Annotated in this window: 24 protein-coding genes and 2 tRNA genes; 12 read left to right on the forward strand and 14 right to left on the reverse strand. The window is 67.7% G+C overall.

Annotated features, from left to right (window positions below):
- Positions 1 to 13: 13 nt before the first annotated feature.
- From BEP68_RS16155 to BEP68_RS16165, 3 genes are all read right to left on the reverse strand, one after another.
- Positions 14 to 1,135, reverse strand: a complete 1,122-nt coding sequence (locus BEP68_RS16155) for a YgfZ/GcvT domain-containing protein (RefSeq protein WP_187250567.1) — start codon at positions 1,133 to 1,135, stop codon at positions 14 to 16.
- 1 nt (position 1,136) lies between these two features.
- Positions 1,137 to 1,739, reverse strand: coding sequence for an FABP family protein (locus BEP68_RS16160; protein WP_187250568.1), 603 nt, complete (start codon positions 1,737 to 1,739; stop codon positions 1,137 to 1,139).
- A 164-nt stretch (positions 1,740 to 1,903) separates the two neighbouring features.
- Positions 1,904 to 2,191: a hypothetical protein gene (locus tag BEP68_RS16165; RefSeq protein ID WP_053099202.1), complete on the reverse strand. Its 288-nt coding sequence runs from the start codon at positions 2,189 to 2,191 to the stop codon at positions 1,904 to 1,906.
- A gap of 72 nt (positions 2,192 to 2,263) precedes the next feature.
- Here BEP68_RS16165 and BEP68_RS16170 point away from each other — a divergent pair, with 72 nt between their 5' ends.
- The 8 genes from BEP68_RS16170 to BEP68_RS18285 all read left to right on the forward strand — a co-directional run bounded on the left by BEP68_RS16170 (position 2,264) and on the right by BEP68_RS18285 (position 11,517).
- Positions 2,264 to 2,947 (forward strand): winged-helix domain-containing protein, encoded by a 684-nt coding sequence (locus BEP68_RS16170; protein WP_053097321.1) that lies wholly within the window; start codon positions 2,264 to 2,266, stop codon positions 2,945 to 2,947.
- 54 nt (positions 2,948 to 3,001) lie between these two features.
- Positions 3,002 to 5,167 (forward strand): RNA degradosome polyphosphate kinase, encoded by a 2,166-nt coding sequence (locus tag BEP68_RS16175; RefSeq protein WP_053097323.1) that lies wholly within the window; start codon positions 3,002 to 3,004, stop codon positions 5,165 to 5,167.
- A complete protein-coding gene (locus BEP68_RS16180; RefSeq protein ID WP_187250569.1) occupies positions 5,164 to 6,141 on the forward strand; it encodes an NUDIX hydrolase in 978 nt (325 codons plus the stop codon). Before BEP68_RS16175 ends, BEP68_RS16180 begins: the two co-directional genes overlap by 4 nt.
- A gap of 192 nt (positions 6,142 to 6,333) precedes the next feature.
- On the forward strand, positions 6,334 to 7,437 hold the full coding sequence (gene pstS / locus BEP68_RS16185; RefSeq protein ID WP_053097327.1) for a phosphate ABC transporter substrate-binding protein PstS: 1,104 nt from the start codon (positions 6,334 to 6,336) through the stop codon (positions 7,435 to 7,437).
- A 129-nt stretch (positions 7,438 to 7,566) separates the two neighbouring features.
- Positions 7,567 to 8,535: a phosphate ABC transporter permease subunit PstC gene (pstC, locus tag BEP68_RS16190; protein WP_053097329.1), complete on the forward strand. Its 969-nt coding sequence runs from the start codon at positions 7,567 to 7,569 to the stop codon at positions 8,533 to 8,535.
- A gap of 1 nt (position 8,536) precedes the next feature.
- Positions 8,537 to 9,646 (forward strand): phosphate ABC transporter permease PstA, encoded by a 1,110-nt coding sequence (pstA, locus tag BEP68_RS16195; RefSeq protein WP_053097332.1) that lies wholly within the window; start codon positions 8,537 to 8,539, stop codon positions 9,644 to 9,646.
- Between the two features lie 37 nt (positions 9,647 to 9,683).
- On the forward strand, positions 9,684 to 10,463 hold the full coding sequence (gene pstB / locus BEP68_RS16200; RefSeq protein ID WP_045254296.1) for a phosphate ABC transporter ATP-binding protein PstB: 780 nt from the start codon (positions 9,684 to 9,686) through the stop codon (positions 10,461 to 10,463).
- A 604-nt stretch (positions 10,464 to 11,067) separates the two neighbouring features.
- Positions 11,068 to 11,517, forward strand: coding sequence for a DUF559 domain-containing protein (locus tag BEP68_RS18285; RefSeq protein ID WP_230100380.1), 450 nt, complete (start codon positions 11,068 to 11,070; stop codon positions 11,515 to 11,517).
- Positions 11,518 to 11,662: 145 nt separating this feature from the next.
- On the opposite strand, the gene BEP68_RS16210 is transcribed toward BEP68_RS18285, so the two are convergent.
- The 4 genes from BEP68_RS16210 to sigK form a co-directional block, all read right to left on the reverse strand.
- Positions 11,663 to 12,547: an aminotransferase class IV gene (locus tag BEP68_RS16210; RefSeq protein WP_187250570.1), complete on the reverse strand. Its 885-nt coding sequence runs from the start codon at positions 12,545 to 12,547 to the stop codon at positions 11,663 to 11,665.
- A gap of 206 nt (positions 12,548 to 12,753) precedes the next feature.
- Entirely contained in the window at positions 12,754 to 13,383 is a 630-nt protein-coding gene (locus BEP68_RS16215; protein WP_187250571.1) for a DNA-directed RNA polymerase subunit beta, read from the reverse strand.
- A gap of 28 nt (positions 13,384 to 13,411) precedes the next feature.
- Positions 13,412 to 14,221, reverse strand: coding sequence for an anti-sigma factor (locus BEP68_RS16220; protein ID WP_187250572.1), 810 nt, complete (start codon positions 14,219 to 14,221; stop codon positions 13,412 to 13,414).
- A complete protein-coding gene (gene sigK, locus BEP68_RS16225) occupies positions 14,218 to 14,817 on the reverse strand; it encodes an ECF RNA polymerase sigma factor SigK (protein ID WP_187250573.1) in 600 nt (199 codons plus the stop codon). The genes BEP68_RS16220 and sigK overlap by 4 nt, the downstream gene beginning before the upstream one ends.
- Before the next feature lie 223 nt (positions 14,818 to 15,040).
- Here sigK and BEP68_RS16230 point away from each other — a divergent pair, with 223 nt between their 5' ends.
- The 3 genes from BEP68_RS16230 (at position 15,041) to BEP68_RS16240 (ending at position 16,564) form a co-directional block, all read left to right on the forward strand.
- The gene (locus BEP68_RS16230; RefSeq protein WP_187250574.1) at positions 15,041 to 15,703 is read left to right on the forward strand and encodes a fasciclin domain-containing protein; all 663 of its coding nucleotides are present in this window, start codon (positions 15,041 to 15,043) and stop codon (positions 15,701 to 15,703) included.
- Positions 15,704 to 15,834: 131 nt separating this feature from the next.
- Positions 15,835 to 15,907, forward strand: a tRNA-Lys gene (locus BEP68_RS16235).
- Between the two features lie 108 nt (positions 15,908 to 16,015).
- A complete protein-coding gene (locus BEP68_RS16240; protein WP_187250575.1) occupies positions 16,016 to 16,564 on the forward strand; it encodes a type 1 glutamine amidotransferase domain-containing protein in 549 nt (182 codons plus the stop codon).
- Between the two features lie 23 nt (positions 16,565 to 16,587).
- Here BEP68_RS16240 and BEP68_RS16245 read toward each other — a convergent pair whose 3' ends face one another.
- The gene (locus tag BEP68_RS16245; RefSeq protein ID WP_056279871.1) at positions 16,588 to 17,109 is read right to left on the reverse strand and encodes a CGNR zinc finger domain-containing protein; all 522 of its coding nucleotides are present in this window, start codon (positions 17,107 to 17,109) and stop codon (positions 16,588 to 16,590) included.
- 25 nt (positions 17,110 to 17,134) lie between these two features.
- Between BEP68_RS16245 and BEP68_RS16250 the strand changes: the two genes are divergently transcribed.
- A complete protein-coding gene (locus BEP68_RS16250; RefSeq protein WP_187250604.1) occupies positions 17,135 to 17,401 on the forward strand; it encodes a hypothetical protein in 267 nt (88 codons plus the stop codon).
- On the opposite strand, the gene BEP68_RS16255 is transcribed toward BEP68_RS16250, so the two are convergent.
- From BEP68_RS16255 to BEP68_RS16280, 6 genes are all read right to left on the reverse strand, one after another.
- Positions 17,351 to 17,983, reverse strand: coding sequence for a M23 family metallopeptidase (locus tag BEP68_RS16255; RefSeq protein ID WP_187250576.1), 633 nt, complete (start codon positions 17,981 to 17,983; stop codon positions 17,351 to 17,353). The two genes, BEP68_RS16250 and BEP68_RS16255, sit on opposite strands and share 51 nt — an antisense overlap.
- On the reverse strand, positions 17,980 to 18,507 hold the full coding sequence (locus BEP68_RS16260) for a DUF1697 domain-containing protein (RefSeq protein ID WP_053097349.1): 528 nt from the start codon (positions 18,505 to 18,507) through the stop codon (positions 17,980 to 17,982). Before BEP68_RS16260 ends, BEP68_RS16255 begins: the two co-directional genes overlap by 4 nt.
- The gene (locus tag BEP68_RS16265) at positions 18,504 to 19,085 is read right to left on the reverse strand and encodes an isochorismatase family protein (protein WP_072591620.1); all 582 of its coding nucleotides are present in this window, start codon (positions 19,083 to 19,085) and stop codon (positions 18,504 to 18,506) included. The genes BEP68_RS16260 and BEP68_RS16265 overlap by 4 nt, the downstream gene beginning before the upstream one ends.
- Positions 19,086 to 19,171: 86 nt before the next feature.
- Positions 19,172 to 19,247, reverse strand: a tRNA-Thr gene (locus tag BEP68_RS16270).
- A 51-nt stretch (positions 19,248 to 19,298) separates the two neighbouring features.
- Positions 19,299 to 20,855 (reverse strand): alpha/beta hydrolase, encoded by a 1,557-nt coding sequence (locus BEP68_RS16275; protein WP_187250577.1) that lies wholly within the window; start codon positions 20,853 to 20,855, stop codon positions 19,299 to 19,301.
- Positions 20,852 to 22,009: a DNA polymerase III subunit delta' gene (locus BEP68_RS16280; RefSeq protein ID WP_053097355.1), complete on the reverse strand. Its 1,158-nt coding sequence runs from the start codon at positions 22,007 to 22,009 to the stop codon at positions 20,852 to 20,854. Before BEP68_RS16280 ends, BEP68_RS16275 begins: the two co-directional genes overlap by 4 nt.
- Between the last annotated feature and the right edge of the window lies 1 nt (position 22,010).

Genomic DNA, 22,010 nt, shown 5'->3' on the forward strand with positions numbered 1-22,010 from the left:
CTCGCCCCGCGAGTCAGCCCGCCTGGCGCGGATCCGGTGCGCTCGGGCGTCGGGACAGTCGGGTGATACGAGGGATGTCGGCCGTGGCACCGGCATCCGCCGGCACGATCACCTGCTGCGTCGCGGCGATGTCGGCCCCCTCGGCGCGGACGACGAGATCGCCGACCGGCGTGCGACGCGACAGGATCGCGAGCGCGATGGGTCCGTCTTCATGGTGCCGGGCGACCGAGGTGATGTGACCGACCTCGTCGTCGCCCGCGAGCACCGCATCGCCGACCGCGGGCAGCACGGCCTCGCTGCCGTCGAGGTGCAGTGCCGCGAGCCTGCGCGGCGGGTGACCCAGGTTGTGGACCTTCGCGACGGTCTCCTGTCCGCGGTAGCAGCCCTTGTTGAGGTGCACGGCGGTGCGGATCCAGTCGGACTCGTGCGGCAGCGAGCGCTCGTCGACCTCGGCCGACCACCGCGGTCGCCAGGCGGCGATGCGCAGTGCCTCGGCGGCGAGGAGTCCGGCGACCTCTTCCGGTGAGAGCGTCGCTGCCAGCGCATCTGCTGCCTCGGCGGTCGCGATGGCCACTTTCCAGGCGAGGTCTGCACCCGGGTGATCGAGGACCTCGGCGTACTGGTGACCGCCCGCGCTCACGCGCTGCCACGGATCGGTCCAGATCAGCGGTGCGCCTGCAGGAGCGGATGCCGCAGCAGTCCCACGCTCAGCCGCCGCGCCTCCGTCGACGAAGCCGAGCAGCGCGAGATCGGGACGCACCGCCACGGTGGCCTGTGTGCGGAACTTCATCCGCGTCAGCCAGGTCGCCAACGCCTCGGCGTCGCCGGCATCCGCGATGAGCCAGGTCGATGCCCCGTCGTCGAGGACGCCGGCGGCGTGCTCGACGCGCCCCTGGGGATCGAGCACGAGCATCTCGGTGCTCTCGCCGGGCGCGAGCCGACCGACGGACTGCGAGGTGATGGAATCCAACCATCCGAGTCGTTCCGGGCCCGCGACCTCGATGACCGTCCGGTCGTCGAGCGGCACGATCGCCCCGCCTGAGGCGAGGCGACGCTGCTCACGGAACGCGTCGCCGAAGTGGGCGATCCCGCCGTCGCCGGTCACGGCGCCGGGGATGCCGGAGAAACCGGTCATGTCAGACCTTGGCCAATCGTGCCGACGCGTGCGCCCGCATAGGAGTGCCGAGAGCCGCGATGTCCCAGGCCCAGAGCAGGTGGTTGTCGACGAGTCCGTACATGCGCGTCGCGGCGCCGTACTCCTTGGCACCCGCACCGCGGACGATCGCGTCGGAGGCGATGTCGATGCGCGGACCGTCGATCTCGCCGAGGTAGAGCTCGAGCGTCCCGTCGGCATGTGCGAGAGAGACCTCGATCGGGAATCCGCCCGATGCCGCGCGCAGTTGCTCGACGTCGTCGACGCCGCGCGTGACCGGCTCGGTCAGCGGCGGCAGCAGCCCGGGGCCGGGATCGGCGGCGGTGGCCGGACGGCTGAGTCTCCAGAAACCGGTCTCGGCGACGAGCGGGAGGGAGACCGCCTGGTCGTCGCCGGTGAACGTCGCAGTGGCCGAGTAGTTGAGGAACGGACCGCCGTCGTGGCTGAAGCTCACGCGATGCGTGAACTCACCCTGTAGACGCTCGTCGCCGACCGGATAGTCGATGACGCCGGTTCCCTCCCAGACGCCGATGAGCCACGAGAGCGGCGCGAGGTCGGCGGGGAGATCGGTGGGGAGCTCGAGCACGATGCTCAGCGCTGGCCGCGGAAGAGGTTTCTCAGCACGACGACCGAGACGAAGGCGATCGCGAGGCTCGCCAGGCCCAAGAGGCCGATGAAGAAGAGTTCGAGCGCCATGAGATCCATGGCCACCACTTTACCCTGCGGTAGACCCGGTGTCTCGTCTGCGGATCAGGTGAGGAGTGCGGCCAGGCCGAAGCCGACGGAGATCACGCCCATCAGCAGCAGCGCGCCGATCGTGCTGGCGCCCACACGGAAGATGAAGCCCTGTGTGCGCCCGTACTGCAGCTGCACGGCGAAGGAGAGGAGCACGATCGCGCCGAACGCGACGAGCAGCCACGGCACCCGCCACTCCTCGGCGACGAAGATGCCCACGCCGACAGCGGCCACCAAGGCGACGGCCCAGACGATGAGCACGCCGACGAAAGCATTACGCGGTGCGAGCGCTGGATCCGTCATGACTCCATTGTCACCCATCAGCGCCCGGTATCATTGCGGCACGGCGTACCCCGCCGTCCGGAAGGAGTGCGTGTGGCCCAGGTCCTGGTGTTGACCAATGCTCCGGTCTCGGAGCAGGTCCTGCCCGCACTCGAGCTCCTCAGCCATCGAGTGCGTCAGATCCCGGCCGAGCCCGCCCAACTCGTGAGCGCCCCCGAGTACGACATCGTGATCGTCGACGGCCGTCTCGATCTCGTCGGGGCGAAGTCCCTCTGCCGCCTGCTGCGCGCCACAGGGCAGGACGCCCCGCTGCTGCTCGTCGTCACCGAGGGCGGCATGAGCGCCCTCTCGGGCGAGTGGGGCATCGACGACGTGCTGCTGTCGACTGCGGGGCCGGCCGAGACCGACGCGCGGGTCAGGCTCGCACTCGCACGCCGTGACGAGGTCGCCGAACCGACCCGCGTACAGGCGTCTGGCGTCACGATCGACGAGCAGTCCTATTCGGCGAAGCTCCGCGGACGCCCGTTGGACCTCACCTACAAGGAGTTCCAGCTGCTGCACTTCCTCGCCACGCACCCCTCTCGCGTGTTCACCCGCGAGCAGCTGCTCAGCGAGGTGTGGGGATACGACTACTTCGGCGGCACCAGAACGGTCGACGTGCACGTCCGCCGACTGCGGGCGAAGCTGGGCGACCAGGAGCAGATCATCGGCACGGTGCGCAACGTCGGCTACCGATTCAACGTCTACGACGAGGAGCCGGTCGCCGCTGCGCGCTGACGCACGAGAGGTCAGTTCACGCGCGCGACACCTCACGGTGCTTAGATGTACCCCATGATCGATCCCGCACTCGCCGACGCAGGTCTCGGTGACGCTGAAGATGACGACTTCGATGCCATCGAGTCCCCGGACGCGCTCCTCCCCGACCACCGCTACCTCGATCGTGAGCTGAGCTGGCTCGCGTTCAACCAGCGCGTGCTCGAGCTGGCGGAGGATCCCTCGCTCCCCGAACTCGAGCGCGCGAACTTCCTCGCCATCTTCGCGAGCAACCTCGATGAGTTCTTCATGGTCCGCGTCGCCGGGCTCAAGCGTCGCATCGTGACCGGCCTGGCCGTGCCCACCAACATCGGCCGCTCCCCCGCCGACGCCCTCGCCGACATCGCTCGCGAGGCGCACGCGCTGCAGCTGCGCCACGCCGACGCGTGGAAGTCGCTGGTGCGACCGGCTCTCGCCGAATCCGGCATCGAGATCACCGAATGGTCCGAGCTCAGCGACGACGAGCGGTCCAAGCTCTCCGAGTACTTCGGCGCGCAGGTCTTCCCCGTCCTCATGCCGCTCGCGGTCGACCCCGCGCACCCCTTCCCGTACATCTCGGGACTGTCGCTCAACCTCGCCATCCGCATCCGCAACGCCCGCACCGGCCGCCAGGAGTTCGCCCGCCTCAAGGTGCCGCCCATGCTTCCCCGCTTCGTCGAGGTGCCCGGAACCGGCGAGATCAAGCGCTTCCTGACGCTCGAGGAACTGATCGCCAACCACCTCGGCGACCTCTTCCCCGGTATGGAGGTCCTCGATCACCACGCCTTCCGCCTGACCCGCAACGAGGACGTGGAGATCGAGGAGGACGAGAGCGAGAACCTCATCCAGGCGCTCGAGGCCGAGCTGCTGCGGCGCCGCTTCGGCCCGCCCATCCGCCTCGAGATCACGGACGACATGGACGAGGTCACGATGGACCTCCTCGTGCGCGAGCTCGAGATCACCGACCAGGAGATCTACCGCCTGCCCGGGCCGCTCGATCTGCGCGGCCTGTTCGACCTGTCGCGCATCGACCGACCCGATCTCCGCTACCCGCCGCATCTGCCCACCACCGCGGTCGCCTTCCAGCCCACCGGCAGCAACACGCGGGCCGACATCTTCAAGGCGATCCGCAAGTCGGACGTGCTCGTGCATCACCCGTACGAGTCGTTCACCACCAGCGTCGTGGCGTTCCTCGAGCAGGCGGCGCGCGACCCGCACGTGCTGGCCATCAAGCAGACGCTCTATCGCACCTCGGGTGACAGCCCGATCGTCGAGGCGCTGATCAACGCCGCCGAGTCCGGCAAGCAGGTGCTGGCGCTGGTCGAGGTCAAGGCCCGCTTCGACGAGGCCAACAACATCGTCTGGGCGCGCAAGCTCGAGAAGGCGGGAGTCCACGTCGTCTACGGCCTCGTCGGACTCAAGACCCACTGCAAGCTCGCCCTCGTCATCCGCGAGGAGGACGGCGTGCTGCGCCACTACTCGCACATCGGCACGGGCAACTACAACCCGAAGACCAGCCGCATCTACGAGGACTTCGGGCTGTTCACCACCGACGCCCAGGTGGGCAAGGACCTCACGCGTCTGTTCAACGAGCTCAGCGGCTACGCGATCGAGAAGAAGTTCAAGCGTCTGCTCGTGGCGCCGCTCCACCTGCGCAAGGGACTGGTGCGCCAGATCGACCACGAGCGCCGCAATGCCGAGGACGGCAAGCCCGCCGGCATCCGCATCAAGGTGAACTCGATGGTCGACGAAGAGGTCATCGACGCGCTGTACCGCGCCAGCGCCGCCGGCGTGAAGGTCGACGTGTGGGTCCGAGGGATCTGCAGCCTGCGCACCGACCTCGAGGGCATCAGCGACAACATCACCGTCCGCAGCATCCTCGGCCGCTACCTCGAGCACTCGCGCATCTTCGCATTCCACAACGACGGCGATGCCCAGGTCTACATCGGCAGCGCCGACATGATGCATCGCAACCTCGACCGCCGCGTCGAGGCGCTGGTGCGCGTCACCGACCCGGTCCACATGAAGGATCTGCTCGATTTCTTCGATCTCGCCATGGACCCGGGAACCACGTCGTGGCACCTCGGAGCCGACGGCGTCTGGACCCGCCACGCCGAGGATGCCGCAGGCAAGCCCCTCGTCGACCTGCAGGACAAGACCATGGGGTTGATCCAGCGGCGTCGTCGAGCACGGGCGGTTCGATGAGCGCGCACACGAGCACCCAGACCGCACGGTCGAAATGGACGGACAAGGCCGTGTATGCGGCCGGCGCGGTCGTGTGGAGGCTCATCGACGGCAAGCTGCGCATCCTCCTGATCCATCGCACGAAGTACCGCGACGTCACGCTCCCCAAGGGCAAGGTGGATCCCGGCGAGATGCTCGCCGAGACCGCGGTGCGCGAGGTGCATGAGGAGACCGGCATCCGCGTCTCCCTCGGCGTGCCCGTCGGCGTCAGTCGGTACCACCTGCCGTCGAGCAAGCAGAAGGTCGTGCACTACTGGGCGGCCGAGGCGACGGCCGACGCGATCCGCGCCTCGACCTTCGTGCCGAACCGCGAGATCGCCGCGCTCGAATGGGTGAGCGTCAAGAAGGCCCGCGCCCGGCTGAGCTACCCCGTCGACATCGAGATCCTCGACTTCTTCACGCAGCTCGTCGACGACGGCGTGCTGCGCACCTTCCCGATCATCGCTCTGCGTCATGCGAAGGCGCTCTCGCGCTCGGACTGGGACGGGGCGGATGCCGCACGGCCTCTGACAGACCGCGGCGAGCAGCAGGCGAAGTCGATCGTCGGTCCGCTGCGGGCCTTCGGTTTGCGCAAGATCATCACGAGCGATGCCGTGCGCTGCATGCAGACCGTGGCGCCCCTCGCGAAAGCCCTCGACCGTAAGACCGTCACCACCCCTAAGATCAGTCAGGATGCGTGGGAGGACGGCGACGACGATCTGCGTTCCGTGGTCGGCCGGCGCGTGCGCTCCGGCAAGCCCGCCGTGCTGTGCAGCCATGGCCCGGTCCTCCCCGGAATCCTGACGGAGATCGCGCTGGCAACCGGCACCGTCCGCGGCTCGTACGTGAGCAGCGCAGCCGATCTCGAACCGGCCGCCTTCTCGGTCGTCCACCTCTCGGCGTCGAATCCGGGGTCGGGGATCATCGCGATCGAGACGCACATCCCCAAGGCGTGACACCGACCGTCTCGCGCCGCGAGCCGTGGGAAGGCCGCACCCGGTTCCGGGTGCGGCCTTTCGCATGCCCCAGAGAGACGCGTGCCGTTCACCTCCCGTTCACCTGCGCGGGAGAGTCTCGTTAACCGCCGCACATAGCGTCACTGTGTGCCCTGCACCGGGCCCCACCCATCAAAGATCGAAGGATCCACAGTGAAGATCTCCCGAATCGCACGTATCGGCGCCGTCGGCGCCGTTGCCGCTCTCGCACTCGCCGGCTGTGCCGCGAACGAAGGCGGAACCGGCGGCTCCACCGACGCCCCGAGCGAGTCCACGCTCTCCGGCACGATCGAGGCCACCGGCGCCTCCTCGCAGGAGGCCGCGCAGCAGTCCTGGGTCGCCGCATTCCAGACCGCCAACCCCGACACGACGGTGAACTACACCGCAACCGGTTCGGGCACCGGCCGCGAGAACTTCATCGCCGGCTCCTCGAACTTCATCGGCTCCGACCGTGCGTTCGACGCCGACGAGCTCGCTGCAGGCGGCTTCGGCTCCTGCACCTCCGACGACATCGTCGAGATCCCCGTCTACATCTCGCCCGTCGCCGTCGCGTTCAACCTCGAGGGCATCGACGAGCTGAACCTCGACGGCCAGACCATCGCGAAGATCTTCTCCGGCGCCATCACCAACTGGAACGACGCCGCCATCGCCTCGCAGAACGAGGGCGTGGAGCTTCCCGACCAGGCGATCGTCCCCGTGCACCGCGCAGACGCGTCGGGCACGCAGGAGACCTTCACCAAGTACCTCAGCGCCGTCGCCCCCGACGTGTGGACCTACGAGGCCAGCGACGAGTGGCCGCTGTCGACCGGTGAGGCCGGCGACGGCACCTCGGGCGTCGTCGACGCGATCACCAACGGTGTCGGCTACATCGGCTTCGCCGACGCATCGCGCACCGCCGACCTGGGCCAGGTCGCCGTCGAGGTCGAGGGCGAGTACGTCGCGTACTCCGCCGAGGCAGCCGCAGCGCTCGTCGAGGCTTCCCCGCTCGAGGAGGGTCGCTCCGACCACGACCTCGCGTACGCCGTCGACCCGGCCGCAGCGCCCGCCGGCTCGTACCCGATCGCACTCGTCTCGTACCTCATCGGCTGCGTCGAGTACGACGACGCCGAGACCGCCGGTCTCGTGAAGGCGTACTTCCAGTACGTCGCGTCGGCCGAGGGCCAGGACGCAGCAGCAGAGGCCGCGGGCAGCGCCCCGATCTCGGACAGCCTGCGCGAGCAGATCAACACGGCGATCGACGCGATCGTCACGGAGTGATCGACGGCTCAGCACACCGCTGAGCCCCGGTCCCGACGCCCCCGTGGTGTCGGTCGTAGGACTCGACCGACACCGCGGGGGCACCCGCATGAAAACCCCGAACGTCCCTCAGAGCCTGGAGTCGCTCCGATGACCACAACCTCAACGGGTCCCGATACCACCCGTTCCACCGGGACGCGCACCGCTCCCCGCCGCCGCGGCGACCTCGTCTTCTCGGGCACCGCGCTGGCGGCGGGAATCATCATCCTCGTCACCCTCGCCGCGGTGGCAGTCTTCCTCATCGTGCAGGCGATCCCCGCGCTGTCGTCCGACACCTCCAACAACCACATCCTCGAAGGGCAGTCGTTCCTGTCGTGGGTGTGGCCGTTCGTCTTCGGAACGCTGTGGTCGAGCTTCATCGCCCTCGTCATCGCCGCCCCGATCGCCATCGGCATCGCGCTCTTCATCTCGCATTACGCACCTCGCCGCCTCGCCGGCGTCCTCGGCTACATCATCGACCTGCTGGCCGCCGTGCCCTCGGTCGTCTTCGGCCTCTGGGGAGCGCTCACCTTCGCGCCGATGCTCGTGCCCTTCTACAAGTGGCTGAACACGAACCTCGGCTTCATCCCGCTCTTCAGCGGAACGCCCTCCGGAACCGGCAAGACGATCCTCACCGCCTCCCTGGTGCTCGCGGTGATGATCCTGCCGATCATGACCGCGATCTGCCGCGAGGTCTTCCTGCAGACGCCCAAGCTTCACGAAGAGGCGGCCCTCGCGCTGGGAGCCACGCGCTGGGAGATGGTCCGGATGGCCGTGCTCCCCTTCGCACGCAGCGGAATGGTGTCGGGCGCGATGCTCGGTCTCGGTCGCGCACTCGGCGAGACGATGGCAGTGACCCTCGTGCTCTCGCCGCTCGGCATCGTCACCTTCAACCTGATCAACCCGGAGAACCCCACGACGATCCCTGCGATCATCGCGCTGCGGTTCCCCGAGGCCCACGACGAAGGCGTCAACACGCTGATCGCCGCGGGTCTGATCCTCTTCATCGTCACCTTCGCGGTCAACTTCGTGGCCCGCTGGATCGTCTCGCGCCGCGCCGAGTTCTCGGGAGCCAACTGACATGACCGCCACTCTCACGCCCTCACCGTCGCCCGCGTCCGTCGTCGCCCCGACGCACATCACCTCGGCCGGCCACCTGCCCAAGTGGGCCCCCTGGGCACTGCTGCTGGTCGCATTCGTCGTGTCGGCGACGATCTTCGCCTTCATGAACGTGGGCAACGACCCCGCCGACTTCAACATCGCGCTGACGCTCGTCGTCGGCCTGCTGTTCTACATGGTGCTCATCATGGTGATCTCCACCGTGGTCGAGAGCCGTCGCCACGCGATCGACCGTCTCATGACGGCGCTGGTCTCCGGCGCCTTCGTGGTCGCGCTCCTGCCCCTGATCTCGCTGCTCTACACCGTGGTCGTCAACGGCCTCATGCGGTTCGACGGAGAGTTCTTCAGCTTCTCGATGCGCAACATCGTCGGCGAGGGCGGCGGCGCGGTGCACGCCATCTGGGGCACGCTGCTCATCACCCTCGGCGCGACGATCATCTCGGTGCCGATCGGCCTGATGACCTCGATCTACCTCGTCGAGTACGGCGAAGGCCGCAAGCTCGCTCGCGGCATCACCTTCCTCGTCGACGTCATGACCGGCATCCCGTCGATCGTCGCAGGTCTCTTCATCTACTCGGTCTTCTCGATCATCGTCGGACCGGGCACGCGAATGGGCATCATGGGTTCGCTCGCGCTCTCGGTGCTGATGATCCCGGTCGTCGTGCGCGGCTCGGAAGAGCTGCTGCGCATCGTGCCGAACGAGCTCCGCGAGGCGGCCTACGCACTCGGCGTGCCGAAGTGGCTCACCATCCTCAAGGTCGTGCTGCCCACCGCGATCGCCGGAATCCTGACGAGCATCATGCTGGCCATCTCCCGAGTGATCGGCGAGACCGCCCCGCTGCTGCTCACCGTCGGAATCGTGCAGGGCATGAACCTGAACATGTTCAGCGGCCAGATGGCCACACTGCCGGTGTTCTCGTACATGCAGGCCAAATACCCCGGCATCCCCGTCGATGCCTACCTCGAGCGGGCCTGGGCAGCCGCCCTCACCCTGATCGTCATCGTGATGGTGCTGAACCTCCTGGCTCGCGTCATCGCCAAGGTGTTCGCCCCCAAGATCAACGGCCGCTGAGCCGTCATACCCGACTGAAGAAGAAGAAGGATTTCACGTGTCCAAGAGCATCGAAGTCAACGACCTCAACGTCTACTACAGCGACTTCCTCGCGGTCGAAGGCGTCAGCATCGACATCAAGCCCAACACCGTCACGGCCTTCATCGGCCCCTCGGGCTGCGGCAAGTCCACGTTCCTGCGCACCCTGAACCGCATGCATGAGGTCATCCCCGGCGCGCGCGTCGAGGGCGAGGTGCTGATCGACGGCAAGAACCTCTACGGCACCGGGGTCGACCCCGTGCTCGTGCGCCGCCAGGTCGGCATGGTCTTCCAGCGCCCGAACCCGTTCCCGACCATGTCGATCAAAGAGAATGTGCTCGCGGGCGTCAAGCTCAACAACACGCGCATGGCCAAGAGCGACCAGGATGCCCTGGTCGAGAAGTCGCTGCGCGGGGCGAACCTCTGGAACGAGGTCAAGGACCGCCTCGACCGCCCGGGCTCCGGCCTGTCCGGCGGTCAGCAGCAGCGTCTCTGCATCGCGCGTGCCATCGCCGTCTCCCCCGACGTGATCCTCATGGACGAGCCCTGCTCGGCGCTCGACCCGATCTCGACCTTCGCGATCGAGGAGCTCATCGCCGAGATCAAGACCCAGTACACGGTCGTCATCGTGACGCACAACATGCAGCAGGCGAGCCGCGTGTCCGACAAGACGGCGTTCTTCAACATCGCGGGCACCGGCAAGCCGGGCAAGCTCATCGAGTACGACGACACCCGCACGATGTTCACCACTCCGTCTGTCCAGGCCACCGAGGACTACGTCTCGGGTCGCTTCGGATAAGCATCCGCCTCAGCTTCGACCCGGGCGCCCGTTCTTCGCGGGCACAGTTTCGGAGCTGCTGGTCCGAAACGCCGTGTGACCCTCTGGTCCCACGGCGTTTCGTCGTTTTAGTCCGAATCGGTGCCCGGGGCCAGACCGCGGCACTCATCCTGCAGAGACGAGCCAGGACGAATTGCGTCCACAGATGCCGTCATCATGGTCGAGAACGAGCATCGGGATCGCGGATGCTCCTCTGATGTGCAGCTCATCATCGATCGAGATCTGGACCTGGCGCGACCTTCGGGCGAGAAGCTCACGCCGGGCTCTCGACGCTCGCGTGCGGCGCGGGCAGCTCCGTCGAATCCGACGGGGGGTCTACGCTGCCGACACGGCCTGCGCGAGCGCCGTCGAGGCTGCTGAGCATGGAGGCTCTCTGGGATGCGCCAGCGCAGCACGGCACCTCGGCATCTGGGTTCTCGAGGATCCAGCTCTGCACGTCTGGCTTCGCGCAGACAGACACCATCACCCAGGCGTCAGCCGTGAGTGCACCTGCATCCGTCATTGGGATTCAGGCGCTTCCTCGCGAACGTTCGGGCTCCCTTCGGCACCTCGGATACTGCTGCAGATGCTCCACTGCCGCGGCGGCGAGGCGTTCTTCGTCGCGCTCGAGTCCGCGCGCCGCCTCGGCCTGATCGACGGCGATGGGCTGCGATGGCTGCGGCTGCACGTCGATACCTTTGGACGAGACCTGATCGACTTCTCCCGCGCGGATGCCGACAGCGGCCTGGAGTCACTCGTTCGGCTGCGACTCCGCAAGTACGGATGGTTCGTCCGCTGCCAAGTGCGGTTCGTCGCGAGCGGCATCGTCGATCTCATGATCGATGATTGGCTTCTCATCGAGACGGATGGCAAGGCGAATCATGAGGGACAGTCGCATCGACACCGCGATCTCACCCGGGACGCCACGGCCGCCGCGTGGGGGCACGCCACACTTCGGTTCGACTATGCGATGGTCATACATGACTGGGATCTCGTCGAGCGAGCGATTGTCGGAATGATGGCGCTCAGGCCCTGATCATTCTCGGATCAGCGCCCCATTTACGGGCACAACTTCGGATGCCGGTCGACGACGCGCCGATCCGGGTGACTGCGCGCGGCGGGTCGGTCGAGAGCTCCGAAGTTGTGCCCGTAGCGGGCGGTCGGGCCAGGCGCACGGCACCTCAGTCGCGGGGCGAGAGGAGGTAGTCGTTCAGCTCGGCCGTCAGGGCGTGATCGACCGGGATGTCGACTCCGTCGACGGCGGTGATCGCGGCGGCGAGGCGGACGCTCGAGACCAGCCATGCGGCATCAGCCCGGGGAAGGTCGGATGCCGGCACTCGGCTGTATTCTGCGACGAGTCCCTTCCCGGCAAGGTAGTCGTAGACGCTCAGCTGCGTCGTACCGTGCAGGATGCCGCCGTTCGGGGCCGGTGTCACGAAGCGATCCCCGACACGCAGGATCAGCGACGCGGTCGGCGCCTCGAGCACGAAACCGTCACGCGACAGGAAGATGGCGTCGTCGGCTCCTCGTCGATGCGCCTCGCGAAGCGCCGCCATGTTCACGGCGTAGGAGAGCGTCTTGGCGCCCAGCAGCAGCCACGGTGCTTTCTCGGCCACGTCGAGGTCGTATCCGCGGTCGAGGGTGACGACGCGGATTCCCTGCTCCCGCACAGTCGAGAAGTCGGATGCCGGCGCCGCCGTGACCCAGGCCGTCGGCGTGGGGCCGTGCTCGACGCCTCGGCTGAGGATGAGCTTGATGACGTACTCGCCCCGCTCGCAGTGTGCGGCGGCCCGCTCGATCGCCTGGTGCCACTGCGCCTGGTTGGGAAGCGGCAGATCGCACAGCTGCGCCGAGTGAGCCAACCTCTCGAGATGCGGCACGACCTCCTGCGCATGACCGTCGATCACGCCGATCGACTCGAACACTCCGTCGCCGCGCTGCGTGCTCAGCTCCCCCACGCTGAGCGCCGGAGCGGCCGCATCGACGAGAGTGAAAGTCTCTGCGAAGTCGGAACGGTCGACGTCAGCCGCCGCAGGATCGATCATCAGAGCAAAGCGCCGTGTCATGATCCGAGCCTAGGGCCCCGGGAATAGCTGCAGCATGATCTTGTTACAATGGAGTGGCCGGGCCGCATAACCCCGGGCTCCAATTTTTGCCGCTGCGAGCGGCCTTCCGCCGAGAGGCGTTTTTGCGGCCCGGTCTTTTCATGCCCGGGCGCGGGTCGTACCCGTCGCGAGTCCGCGAGGGCTTGCGCTCCCCCGGACGCGTCCGCTCAGGCCAGGGCTCCGGACCGCCACAGCACAGCAGAGGCCGAGAGGTCCTGCGCATAGCTGCTCAGCCGCAGGGCGCGGGTGGTGAGCTCACTGGCGCGCGACGGCTCGGTCGGCTCGTAGTCGTCCGCCGTGTGCGTCGCTCCCGAGGCCTGGACCCGGCAGAACGCCGCCGCCCGGTCCAGGGCGACCGCGAAGTCCCCCCGGAACGCGCCACGGAGAATCGTGTCGATCAGCGCGACGAGCTCATCGGGGTTCGCCGGCACCGGCGCCCCGGCGATCACGGGATCCACCGACGCCAGTTCCACCCTGCCGCGCTCGTAGAGCAGGGCAGCGGTCTGCGGGTCGCCGTGGATGGCCAGCTGCAGGATGTAGAGCCGCCAGAGGGCACCCGGCAGGGTGCGGGACGGTGCCTTCGACCAGAGCTCGGCGATCTCGTCGATGCCGTGCTCATCGGTGAAGGCGACGAGTCTGTCAGCGCTCACACCGCTCTCGTCGGCACGGACACGGGTCAGCAGAGCGGATGCCGTCGCGTGCGCGATGCGCGTCTCCTCCGCAGGATCGTGACTGCCGACGATGTTGTCGAAGGCGCTGGTGGGCCGGCGCACCGGACGGGAGAACTGCTCAGGCATCAGTCCAGGGTACGCGCGATCCGGGAGGTCAGGCTGTCGGAATCACGACGACGGGGTCGGTCGTCGGCAGGCCGGAGGGCGAACCGCCGTCCTGCTCCACCGTGACCGCGATCACGTCGCCCGCCTGCATCTCTCCGGCGAGCACTGCCGTCGCTTCGCCGTCTTCGGCCGCGAACACGCCTGCCGGCACCGGGGTGTCGCCTCGGACGTACCAGAGCTCGTAGGTCTCCCCCTCGGCGAGCGACGGGATGCCGTCGGTCACGAGAACGGACTTGCCAAGAGACGCCGACCAGTGCGCGGTCGCCGTGCCACCGCTCTCGAGAGAGACGCTGGCCTGCTGAGCGTCATCGGCCGACTGGATGTCCTCGAGTGCGACGACGCTGGCCGGCCGGTTGATGTACGTGTTGATGGCGACAGCGCCCGCTCCCACACCGACGAGCAGTGCGAGGCACGCGGCGAGCGCGAAGAGGAAGTGGAGGCGGTGTGCCGGAGCCTTCGGCGCGGCTTCCCCACCGAGAGCGGTCGAAGCGGAATCCTCCGCAGGCGCGGCATCCGACGTCTCGTCCGCCAGGGCGTCAGGGGTCGAATCGGCGAACACGATGTCGCCGTTCTGCGGTGTCTCCGCGATCCGTGCGAGCAGCGTCGCGCGGATGTCGGGCGACGGAACCACCGGAGCTGCGCCGTCGGCGAGGAATCCTGCGCTGTCGGCATCCGCATCGACGATGCTCTGCCACTCGGGATGCGCTGCGAGAGCGGCGTGATAGCGCTGCTGGTCATCGGGCGACAGCGCGTCGAGTGCCGCTCCTGCCGCGAGTTCTGCGAATTCCTGCTCGTTCATGCCGTCACCCCCATAGCCGTCCTCAGACGCGAGAGCCCATCTCGCATCCGTGTCTTGATCGTCCCCAGCGGTGCCCCGACGAGCACTGCCACTTCGTTTTGACTGTAACCGCCGTAGTAGGCCAGGACGAGAGCTTCGCGCTGAGCCTCAGGAAGGCCCGAGAGTGCGTGAACGACCTTCTCGCCCTCGATGCCCAGCTCCACCGTCTCCGCGACACTGTCGTGCGCGACTCCGATATCCCTGAACCCGGCTCGCACGTCTCGGTCCGCACTGGACTGGGACGCCCGAACCCGGTCGACCGCACGACGGTGCGCGATCGTCATCACCCAGGTTCTTCCCTGTCCCTTGTTCGGAGCGAACTTCGTAGCGGATTGCCAGATCTCCAAGAAGACTTCCTGAAGCACCTCTTCGCTCTGCGAGCGATTGACGAGAACCCTGAGGATGAGGCCGAAGACACGGGACGACAGACTGTCGTAGAGCTCCGCGAACGCGCGCTGATCGCCGCCGCCGATGCGCAGAAGCAGGTCAGCGACAGCATCCCGAGCCGTACCGTCTTCCGGTACGTCCATTCCGTCGATGACCATCTCTAACAGCATGCCGCATTCACCCCGCTTTCCCGTGCAGCCGCCACCCGAAAGTGACGGAAATGAGTCCTCTTAAGTGCGGTTCGTCGAATGATGTTCGCGGCCGACCCCCGGAACGGATTGGATTCGACGACTCGAAAAAAACTTTGCGATTTCTCCCATCCGATCCCGACGGGGCTCCGAACGACTGTCAACGCCACGGAGAGGCCGTGGCAGTGTTCTGAAGGAGCTTGAGATGTTCAGCACCAAGAAGAAGGTCACCGCAGCCATCACCCTCGGCCTTGCGAGCGCATTCCTGCTCTCCGCATGTTCCATGGGCGGCACCACCGAAGAGCCGGCAGAGTCCACGGCCCCCGAGTCGTCCGAGACGATGGCTCCCGAGACCGAGACGATGGACCCGGCCGCCAACCTGGTCGGCCCCGGCTGCGCCGCATACGCAGAGGCTGTGCCGGACGGCGCAGGTTCCGTCGAGGGCATGGCTCTCGACCCGGTCGCCACCGCCGCATCGAACAACCCGCTGCTCACCACGCTGGTGGCGGCAGTCAGCGGACAGCTGAACCCCGACGTCGACCTCGTCGACACGCTCAACGGCGACGAGTTCACCGTCTTCGCTCCGGTCGATGACGCCTTCGCGAAGATCGACCCGGCCACCATCGAGGCTCTCAAGACGGACAGCGCCACGCTGAGCTCGATTCTGACCTACCACGTGATCCCCGGACAGCTGACCCCCGATGAGATCGTCGGAACGCACGCCACCGTGCAGGGTGCAGACGTCGAGGTCACCGGCAGCGGCGACGACCTGATGGTCAACGACGCGACCGTCATCTGCGGTGGAGTCCAGACCGCGAACGCCACCGTGTACCTCGTGGACACGGTTCTGATGCCCCCGGCCGAGTAAGGCCCGGGAACGCCGAGGCGGACACTCGGTAGGCCATCTCACCTCTCGGGGGAGGTCGGTGGGATGGTGCAAGGAGCCGCTGACGACATCGTCGTCAGCGGCTCCTTCTTTGCGCCCTAGACTGGAGGGGCGGGCCTCTAGCTCAGTTGGCAGAGCATCGGACTTTTAATCCGCGGGTCGTGGGTTCGAGCCCCACGGGGCCCACCGTTATCACCGTCGGCCGGATCCGGCCACCCCCTTCACCGCATCCGCGTCCTGCGCGAGAGTCGTGGCGTCCCCATCCGGGACATCCACCCCACGAAAGGACGCATCATGGCGACTCTCACCGACAGCCGAGTGGCATTCCTCGCGACAGACGGATTCGAGGACAGCGAGCTGACCAGTCCGTGGGAAGCGGTGCAGGGCGAGGGCGCGAGCGCCACGCTCATCGCACCGGACGGACAGCAGATCACCGGCAAGAACGGTCACGTGCAGCACGTCGACCTCACCTCCGAGAAGGCCACGGCCGACGAGTTCGACGCTCTCGTGCTTCCGGGCGGTGTCGTGAACGCCGATCACCTGCGGCTCGACAAGGCATCCATCGACCTCGCGCGCACGTTCTTCGAGCAGCACAAGCCCGTCGCCGTCATCTGCCACGGCGCCTGGATCCTGATCGAGGCCGGCGTGATCGACGGACGGACGCTGACCAGCTACCCGAGCCTCGCGACCGACCTCCGCAACGCCGGAGCCACCTGGGTCGACGAGGAGGTCGTGGTCGATGCGGGGCTCGTCTCGAGCCGCACGCCCGACGACCTTCCCGCGTTCAACGCGAAGCTGATCGAAGAGGTCGCTGAAGGCAAGCACGCCGAGCAGACCGCGTGATCTGAGCACCGGGCGGTCCGGTGTCAGGCGCCCGCGCGCGCCCGGTGACGCCGGACCGCCGCTCTGTTCGCACAGCGCACCGAGCAGAACCGCTGGCGGCCGTTGCGCGTCACATCGACGACCACGTTCGTGCAGGGCGAGGCCTCGCAGCGCCCGAGTCGATCCATGCCGCGGGTGACCAGGTGCAGCGAGGTTCCGACGGCGAAGATCGCACGGAGGACGTAGGGCAGAGACTGGACGTCGTCGCGGTAGTGCAGGTGCCAGCCTTCGCCGTCGTGGTTCGTGAGGCGAGGGTAGGCCGCCGCCTGGGCCATCTGCGCGTTGAGGATCTCCGCGCGGGCGTCCGGGTCCCGTGCGTCGACGATCGTCAACCAGTCGTCGACCACTTCTCTCACGCGTGCGCGGTCGTCCGCCGCGGGTGGGAACGTCATCGTCATCCCCATCTCGAGTGTGCGCTCTTCGATGCCCGGACGGTCGGCGGGGAAGTCGTCGGCGAGGGATGCCGCGAGAAGCACCGCGTATTCTCCGTAAGGGTTGAGATGCATAAGGCCATTACATCACGCTGGAGTCATGACCTCCCTGCACACTCTGCCGATCCCTCACCAGACAGCGAGAATCCACGAGCACGCCTGGACCGCGGACTCCCGGCATCCGACCAGCGAAGGCGTCGTCGTGTACGTCCGCTGCGCTGAGTGCGGCACGCATCGCGTCGATCTCGAGACGCACCCGCAGCGGCCGGCGACGGCCCTCAGCGCCGAGTTCGCCCGGACCCGCCGAGACGAGACATCAGACCGTGACGATGTCTCCGTCGTGCGGCATCCACGGCTGCTGCCCTGACCGCTGGAAGGCCATCGGGATGCCGCGCGCATCCCGCTCCAGCGTGTCCGACACCTGCAGATGCAGGTGGGGCTCGGTGCTGTTGCCGGAGTTTCCGCAGTCGCCGATCCGATCACCCCGAACGACGAGATCGCCGACCCGCACGGTCACGCTGCCCGCACGCAGGTGCGCCAGCAGTACGAGCCCCCTGTCGCATCTGATGGCGACGTGATTGCCGGCGACAGCCCCCGCGCCCCGACGCACACGCGAGGGCTGTGTGAGGGCGTATCCGAGAAGGGCCCCCATCGAACGACGCGCGACGTGGTCGACCTCGCCGTCATGGACGCGGACGACCTCGCCCGACACCGGCGAGAGGATCGAGCGCCCGAAACCGACGAAACCCTCCGGGCTCTCGGTGCCGAGCAGGCTCCGGATCGTGCGCGGCGCGCTGCGCCCGTCCACGCCCACCGGGACGAAGTCGATCGCATACGAGCTGCCGAACAGCGTCGTGCCGTGGCTCGGAACGCGGGACGCCGGGCTGTTCTGCACCAGCCATCGCCCCGTGAAGGGCAGGGACAGCACCACCGGCTCCGAGGGAGTCATTCCGTCAGCTCGATGAGCTTGCGCACGGTACGCGCATTGCGTGCCGTCCCGGCGACCCCGAGCAGCCTATCGAGCACCGCCTTGGTGAGCTTGGTGGTGTGCACGCCGCCCTCGGCGTAGTCGATCCACAGATCGTCGTCGACGAGCGCTATCCGCTCCCCCGGCACGAGCCGCTCCCGCAGCGCGTCGACCGCACCTGCCGACGCGGGGCCCTCGAGGAACATGGCGTGCAGCAGATTCTCGGATGCCCCGGGGAACGGCTGCTTCGCGTGCGACCGCACGAGCTGGTCGTGCGTGCGATGGACGACGGGCGTATCGACGCCGAACTCGGTCGCGATCATTGCGCGCACGTCGGCGCAGACCGATCGCGGGTCACTCGGCTGCTCGCAGATGATGTTGCCGCTCGCGATGTAGGTCGAAACCTCCCCCAGCTCGGGCGCGATCAGTTCGCGCAGCCGCGCCATCGGCACCCTGTTGCGGCCCGAGACGTTGACGGCTCGCAGGAGCAGGACACTGCGGGTCACGCAGCGTCGCTCGCGATGAGCTCGGCGCCTGCGTGTGCGAGCTCTGCGAGGGCTGCCGTGCTCGGCTCCGGCGCGACACCCGCGATCAGGTCGGTGAGGATCCGGACGCGAACTCCGTGTGCGATCGCATCGAGAGCGGAGGCGCGCACACAGTGGTCTGTGGCGATGCCGACGACGTCGGCCGTGATGACCCCGGCGGCGGTGAGGATCGCTCCGACCGTCTCCCCCGACTCGGTCGCACCCTCGAACATCGAGTATGCCGGGCGACCCTGCCCTTTGTGCACATGGTGCGTGACGGCATCCGTCACCAGCAGGGGATCGTAATCCGCACCCGGCGTGCCCGCGACGCAGTGCACGGGCCAGGTGTCGACGAAATCCGGAACCTCCCCGAAGTGGCCGCCGTTGTCGCCCTCGGCGTCGTGCCAATCGCGTGAGGCGACGATGACGTCGTACTCCGATGCATGCAGGGCGAGGAAGTCCGATACCGCGGATGCCACGTCGTCGCCGCCCGCCACGGCCAGCGCCCCGCCCTCGGTGAAGTCGTTCTGGACATCGACGATCAGAAGCGCTCTGCTCATGATCCGAGGGTACGCCGCCCCCGCGCGCCCGCCCAACCCCGGGAAACCAAAAGGCCCCGGGATGTTGTTCACATCACGGGGCCTGCTGGAGCCGCTTGTCAGAATCGAACTGACGACCTTTTCATTACGAGTGAAATGCTCTGCCGACTGAGCTAAAGCGGCGCGATCATCGATATTACCCGTTCCGGAGCCGCACCGCGAATCGAGCCCACATCACTCGCAGCGGACGTCGCTCTGGGGCACCACGTCGTCGAGCAGGAAGGCCTCCACAGTGCTGTCGACGCAGCTGCTGCCCTTGTTGTATCCGGTGTGCCCTTCGCCCACGCGGGTGATCAGCACGCCCTCTTCGAGCTGCTGAGCGAGCGACTCGGACCACTCGTACGGGGTCGCCGGGTCATTGGTCGTGCCGACCACGAGGATGGGGCCCGCGCCCTCGGCGTTGATCTCGCCCCGGGTGCCGGTCGGCGGATAAGGCCACACCGAGCAGGAGTCGGGTCCGTTCCAATACGGAGCGATGGTCGGAGCTCCGTCCGCGATCTTCTTCTCGGTCGCCGCCTCGGCGGCAGGATCGTCTTCGACCGGGTAGTCCATGCAGTTGTACGCGCGGAACGCCTCGCTCGAGTTGTCGAGGTACGTGCCGTTCTCGCGACCGTTGTAGAAGTCGGCGAGGAAGAACGCCGTCGTCGGGTCGCCCTGCAGCGCCTCGTCGAGGGCCTGGGTGAGGTACTGCCAGCTGTCCGCCGAGTACAGTGCCGCAATGATGCCGGTCATCAGCGAGTCCGCGCCGAGCATGCGTCCGTCGCCGTTCTCGAGCGGAGCGGCGTCGACACTCGCCAGCAGCGCACCGAGGTCGGCCATCGCCTCGTCGACCGTGCCGGTGAACGGGCACTCCCCCGAGTCGAGGCAGTCCTGCATGTAGGCGCGAAGGGCCGACTCGAATCCGAGCGCCTGGGTCGCGCCGACATCGAGGCCCGAGACGGCAGGGTCGATCGCGCCGTCGAGCACGAGGCGACCCGCCTTGTCGGGGTAGAGGTCGGCGTACGTCGCACCGAGGAAGGTGCCGTACGAGTAGCCCAGGTAGTTGAGCTGCTTGTCGCCCAGCACCGCACGGATCAGATCCATGTCACGCGCCGCGTTGATCGTCGTCACGTACGGCAGGATGCCGCCGCTGTTCGCCTCGCACGCGTCGGCGAACTCCTTGTGCGCATCGAGGAGCTCCGCCTCCCACTCGGCGCTCCCGCGCTTGCCGGCGGGGATCGAGTAGAGGTAGTCGTCCATGCCCGCAGCATCGAAGCACGTCACGGCCGTCGATTCGCCGACGCCGCGGGGATCGAAGCCGATCACGTCGTAGTTCTCGATGAGGGCGGCTCCGACGGCGAAGTCGAGGCTGTCGCGGATGAGTTCGACTCCACTGGCGCCGGGACCGCCCGGGTTGGTCAGCAGCGAGCCCTGAGCCGTTCCCGTCGCCTGGTGGCGCACGACGGAGAGGGTGATCTCTCCCTCCCCCGGGTTCTCCCAGTCGAGCGGCGCGGTCACGTCGGTGCAGTCGAAGCCCGTGCCGCATTCGCTCCAGGTGAGCGTCTGCCCGTAGAACGGCAGCAGGTCGTCGGCGACGCCCTCCGTGTCAGGAGCGTTGGTGGTCGACGGCTTCGGCTCGGCCTGCTCGGGGATCATCGAATACAGACACCCGGAGAGTGCGACCGATGCCGCGGCGAGGCCCGCGATCACAGCGACGGCACGTCGGATGCGGGAAGTCGGTCGATTGTTCACGGTGTCCTCCCGCTCGTGACAGTCACGAGCAAGCTCTCGAGGGCGAGCAGCGGTGCGACATTGCGCTCCAGCGACTGGCGTGTGTCGGCAAGGTGGTCGAGTACGACAAGAGTACGGGTCTCGGGCCAGGCCGCCGCGAGAGCAGCCAGATCCTCACGAAGCTCACGGTTGATCAGCTCGTCGTCCCTGCCGAACTGCAGCATCACGACGTCACGGAACAGCGACTGGAGATCGGTGAGCACCCTGTCGATCCCGTCGCGCAGACTTCGGGTCGCGCGTTTCTTCTGATCGTCTTCCAGGGCTGAGATCTGCGCTCGCAGGGCGGGCGGGACAGCCTGCCCCTCGGCGATCCCGACGGTGCGGAGCAGGGATGCGCGCTCGGCCGCATCGCGCTCGGCAGTGAGCGCCTTGGCGTCGTCCGTGGCCGCCTGGATGATGCGCCCGGCGACCTCGACGGCATCGTTGACACCGCGAACTCCCAGCACCGACCTCAGGGTCTCGTCGCGGCGGCGACGGGCGGATTCGTCGGTGGCCAGACGCTGGGCCATGCCGATGTGACGCTGTGCGTGGCGGGCGGCCTGCTCGGCGATGGCTTCATCGACCCCCGTGCGGAGGGTGATCAGACGTGCCACGTCTGCGACATCGGGCTCACGCAGTCGCAGCGAGCGGACGCGGGAGCGGATCGTCGGCAGCAGGTCGGCTTCGCTCGGCGCGCAGAGGATCCAGACGGTCTGCTCAGGCGGCTCCTCGAGCGCCTTCAGGAGCACGTTGGAGGTTCGCTCGACCATGCGGTCGGCATCTTCGACCACGATCACGCGGTAGCGGCCCGCAGAGGGCGCGAAGTACGAGCGCTCGACGAGCGCACGGGCCTCCGCGATCGTGATGATGACCTTGTCGGTGCGCAGGGCCGTCACATCGGGATGTGTTCCCGCGAGGACCTGACGCATGGCCGCCTCGTCGTCCGGGTGATCCGCGACGAGCGCCGCGGCGAAGGCATGCGCGAGGGTGGATCGTCCCGACCCGGGAGGACCCGTGATCAGCCAGGCGTGCGAGAGCGCGGATGGATCGGATGCGGCATTGCGCAGCGTGTCGACCGCGGCATCCTGCCCCCACACGTCGGCCCACGGGAAAGGGGCGGCGACAGTCTGGGGCATG

Source organism: Microbacterium sp. 4-7 (assembly GCF_014332665.1).
Taxonomy (GTDB): domain Bacteria; phylum Actinomycetota; class Actinomycetes; order Actinomycetales; family Microbacteriaceae; genus Microbacterium.

What these genes read in the sequence shown, in the direction of transcription:
- BEP68_RS16175 (WP_053097323.1), top strand. Translation starts at nt 3,002, where the DNA reads ATGATCGATCCCGCACTCGCCGACGCAGGTCTCGGTGACGCTGAAGAT.
- BEP68_RS16250 (WP_187250604.1), top strand. Translation starts at nt 17,135, where the DNA reads ATGACCTCCCTGCACACTCTGCCGATCCCTCACCAGACAGCGAGAATC.
- BEP68_RS16280 (WP_053097355.1), bottom strand. Translation starts at nt 22,009, where the DNA reads ATGCCCCAGACTGTCGCCGCCCCTTTCCCGTGGGCCGACGTGTGGGGG.
- pstA (WP_053097332.1), top strand. Translation starts at nt 8,537, where the DNA reads ATGACCGCCACTCTCACGCCCTCACCGTCGCCCGCGTCCGTCGTCGCC.
- sigK (WP_187250573.1), bottom strand. Translation starts at nt 14,817, where the DNA reads ATGCTGTTAGAGATGGTCATCGACGGAATGGACGTACCGGAAGACGGT.
- BEP68_RS16210 (WP_187250570.1), bottom strand. Translation starts at nt 12,547, where the DNA reads ATGACACGGCGCTTTGCTCTGATGATCGATCCTGCGGCGGCTGACGTC.
- pstC (WP_053097329.1), top strand. Translation starts at nt 7,567, where the DNA reads ATGACCACAACCTCAACGGGTCCCGATACCACCCGTTCCACCGGGACG.
- BEP68_RS18285 (WP_230100380.1), top strand. Translation starts at nt 11,068, where the DNA reads ATGCTCCACTGCCGCGGCGGCGAGGCGTTCTTCGTCGCGCTCGAGTCC.
- BEP68_RS16240 (WP_187250575.1), top strand. Translation starts at nt 16,016, where the DNA reads ATGGCGACTCTCACCGACAGCCGAGTGGCATTCCTCGCGACAGACGGA.
- BEP68_RS16180 (WP_187250569.1), top strand. Translation starts at nt 5,164, where the DNA reads ATGAGCGCGCACACGAGCACCCAGACCGCACGGTCGAAATGGACGGAC.
- BEP68_RS16165 (WP_053099202.1), bottom strand. Translation starts at nt 2,191, where the DNA reads ATGACGGATCCAGCGCTCGCACCGCGTAATGCTTTCGTCGGCGTGCTC.
- BEP68_RS16265 (WP_072591620.1), bottom strand. Translation starts at nt 19,085, where the DNA reads ATGAGCAGAGCGCTTCTGATCGTCGATGTCCAGAACGACTTCACCGAG.
- BEP68_RS16245 (WP_056279871.1), bottom strand. Translation starts at nt 17,109, where the DNA reads ATGCATCTCAACCCTTACGGAGAATACGCGGTGCTTCTCGCGGCATCC.
- BEP68_RS16230 (WP_187250574.1), top strand. Translation starts at nt 15,041, where the DNA reads ATGTTCAGCACCAAGAAGAAGGTCACCGCAGCCATCACCCTCGGCCTT.
- BEP68_RS16255 (WP_187250576.1), bottom strand. Translation starts at nt 17,983, where the DNA reads ATGACTCCCTCGGAGCCGGTGGTGCTGTCCCTGCCCTTCACGGGGCGA.
- BEP68_RS16220 (WP_187250572.1), bottom strand. Translation starts at nt 14,221, where the DNA reads ATGAACGAGCAGGAATTCGCAGAACTCGCGGCAGGAGCGGCACTCGAC.
- BEP68_RS16155 (WP_187250567.1), bottom strand. Translation starts at nt 1,135, where the DNA reads ATGACCGGTTTCTCCGGCATCCCCGGCGCCGTGACCGGCGACGGCGGG.
- BEP68_RS16215 (WP_187250571.1), bottom strand. Translation starts at nt 13,383, where the DNA reads ATGCCTGAGCAGTTCTCCCGTCCGGTGCGCCGGCCCACCAGCGCCTTC.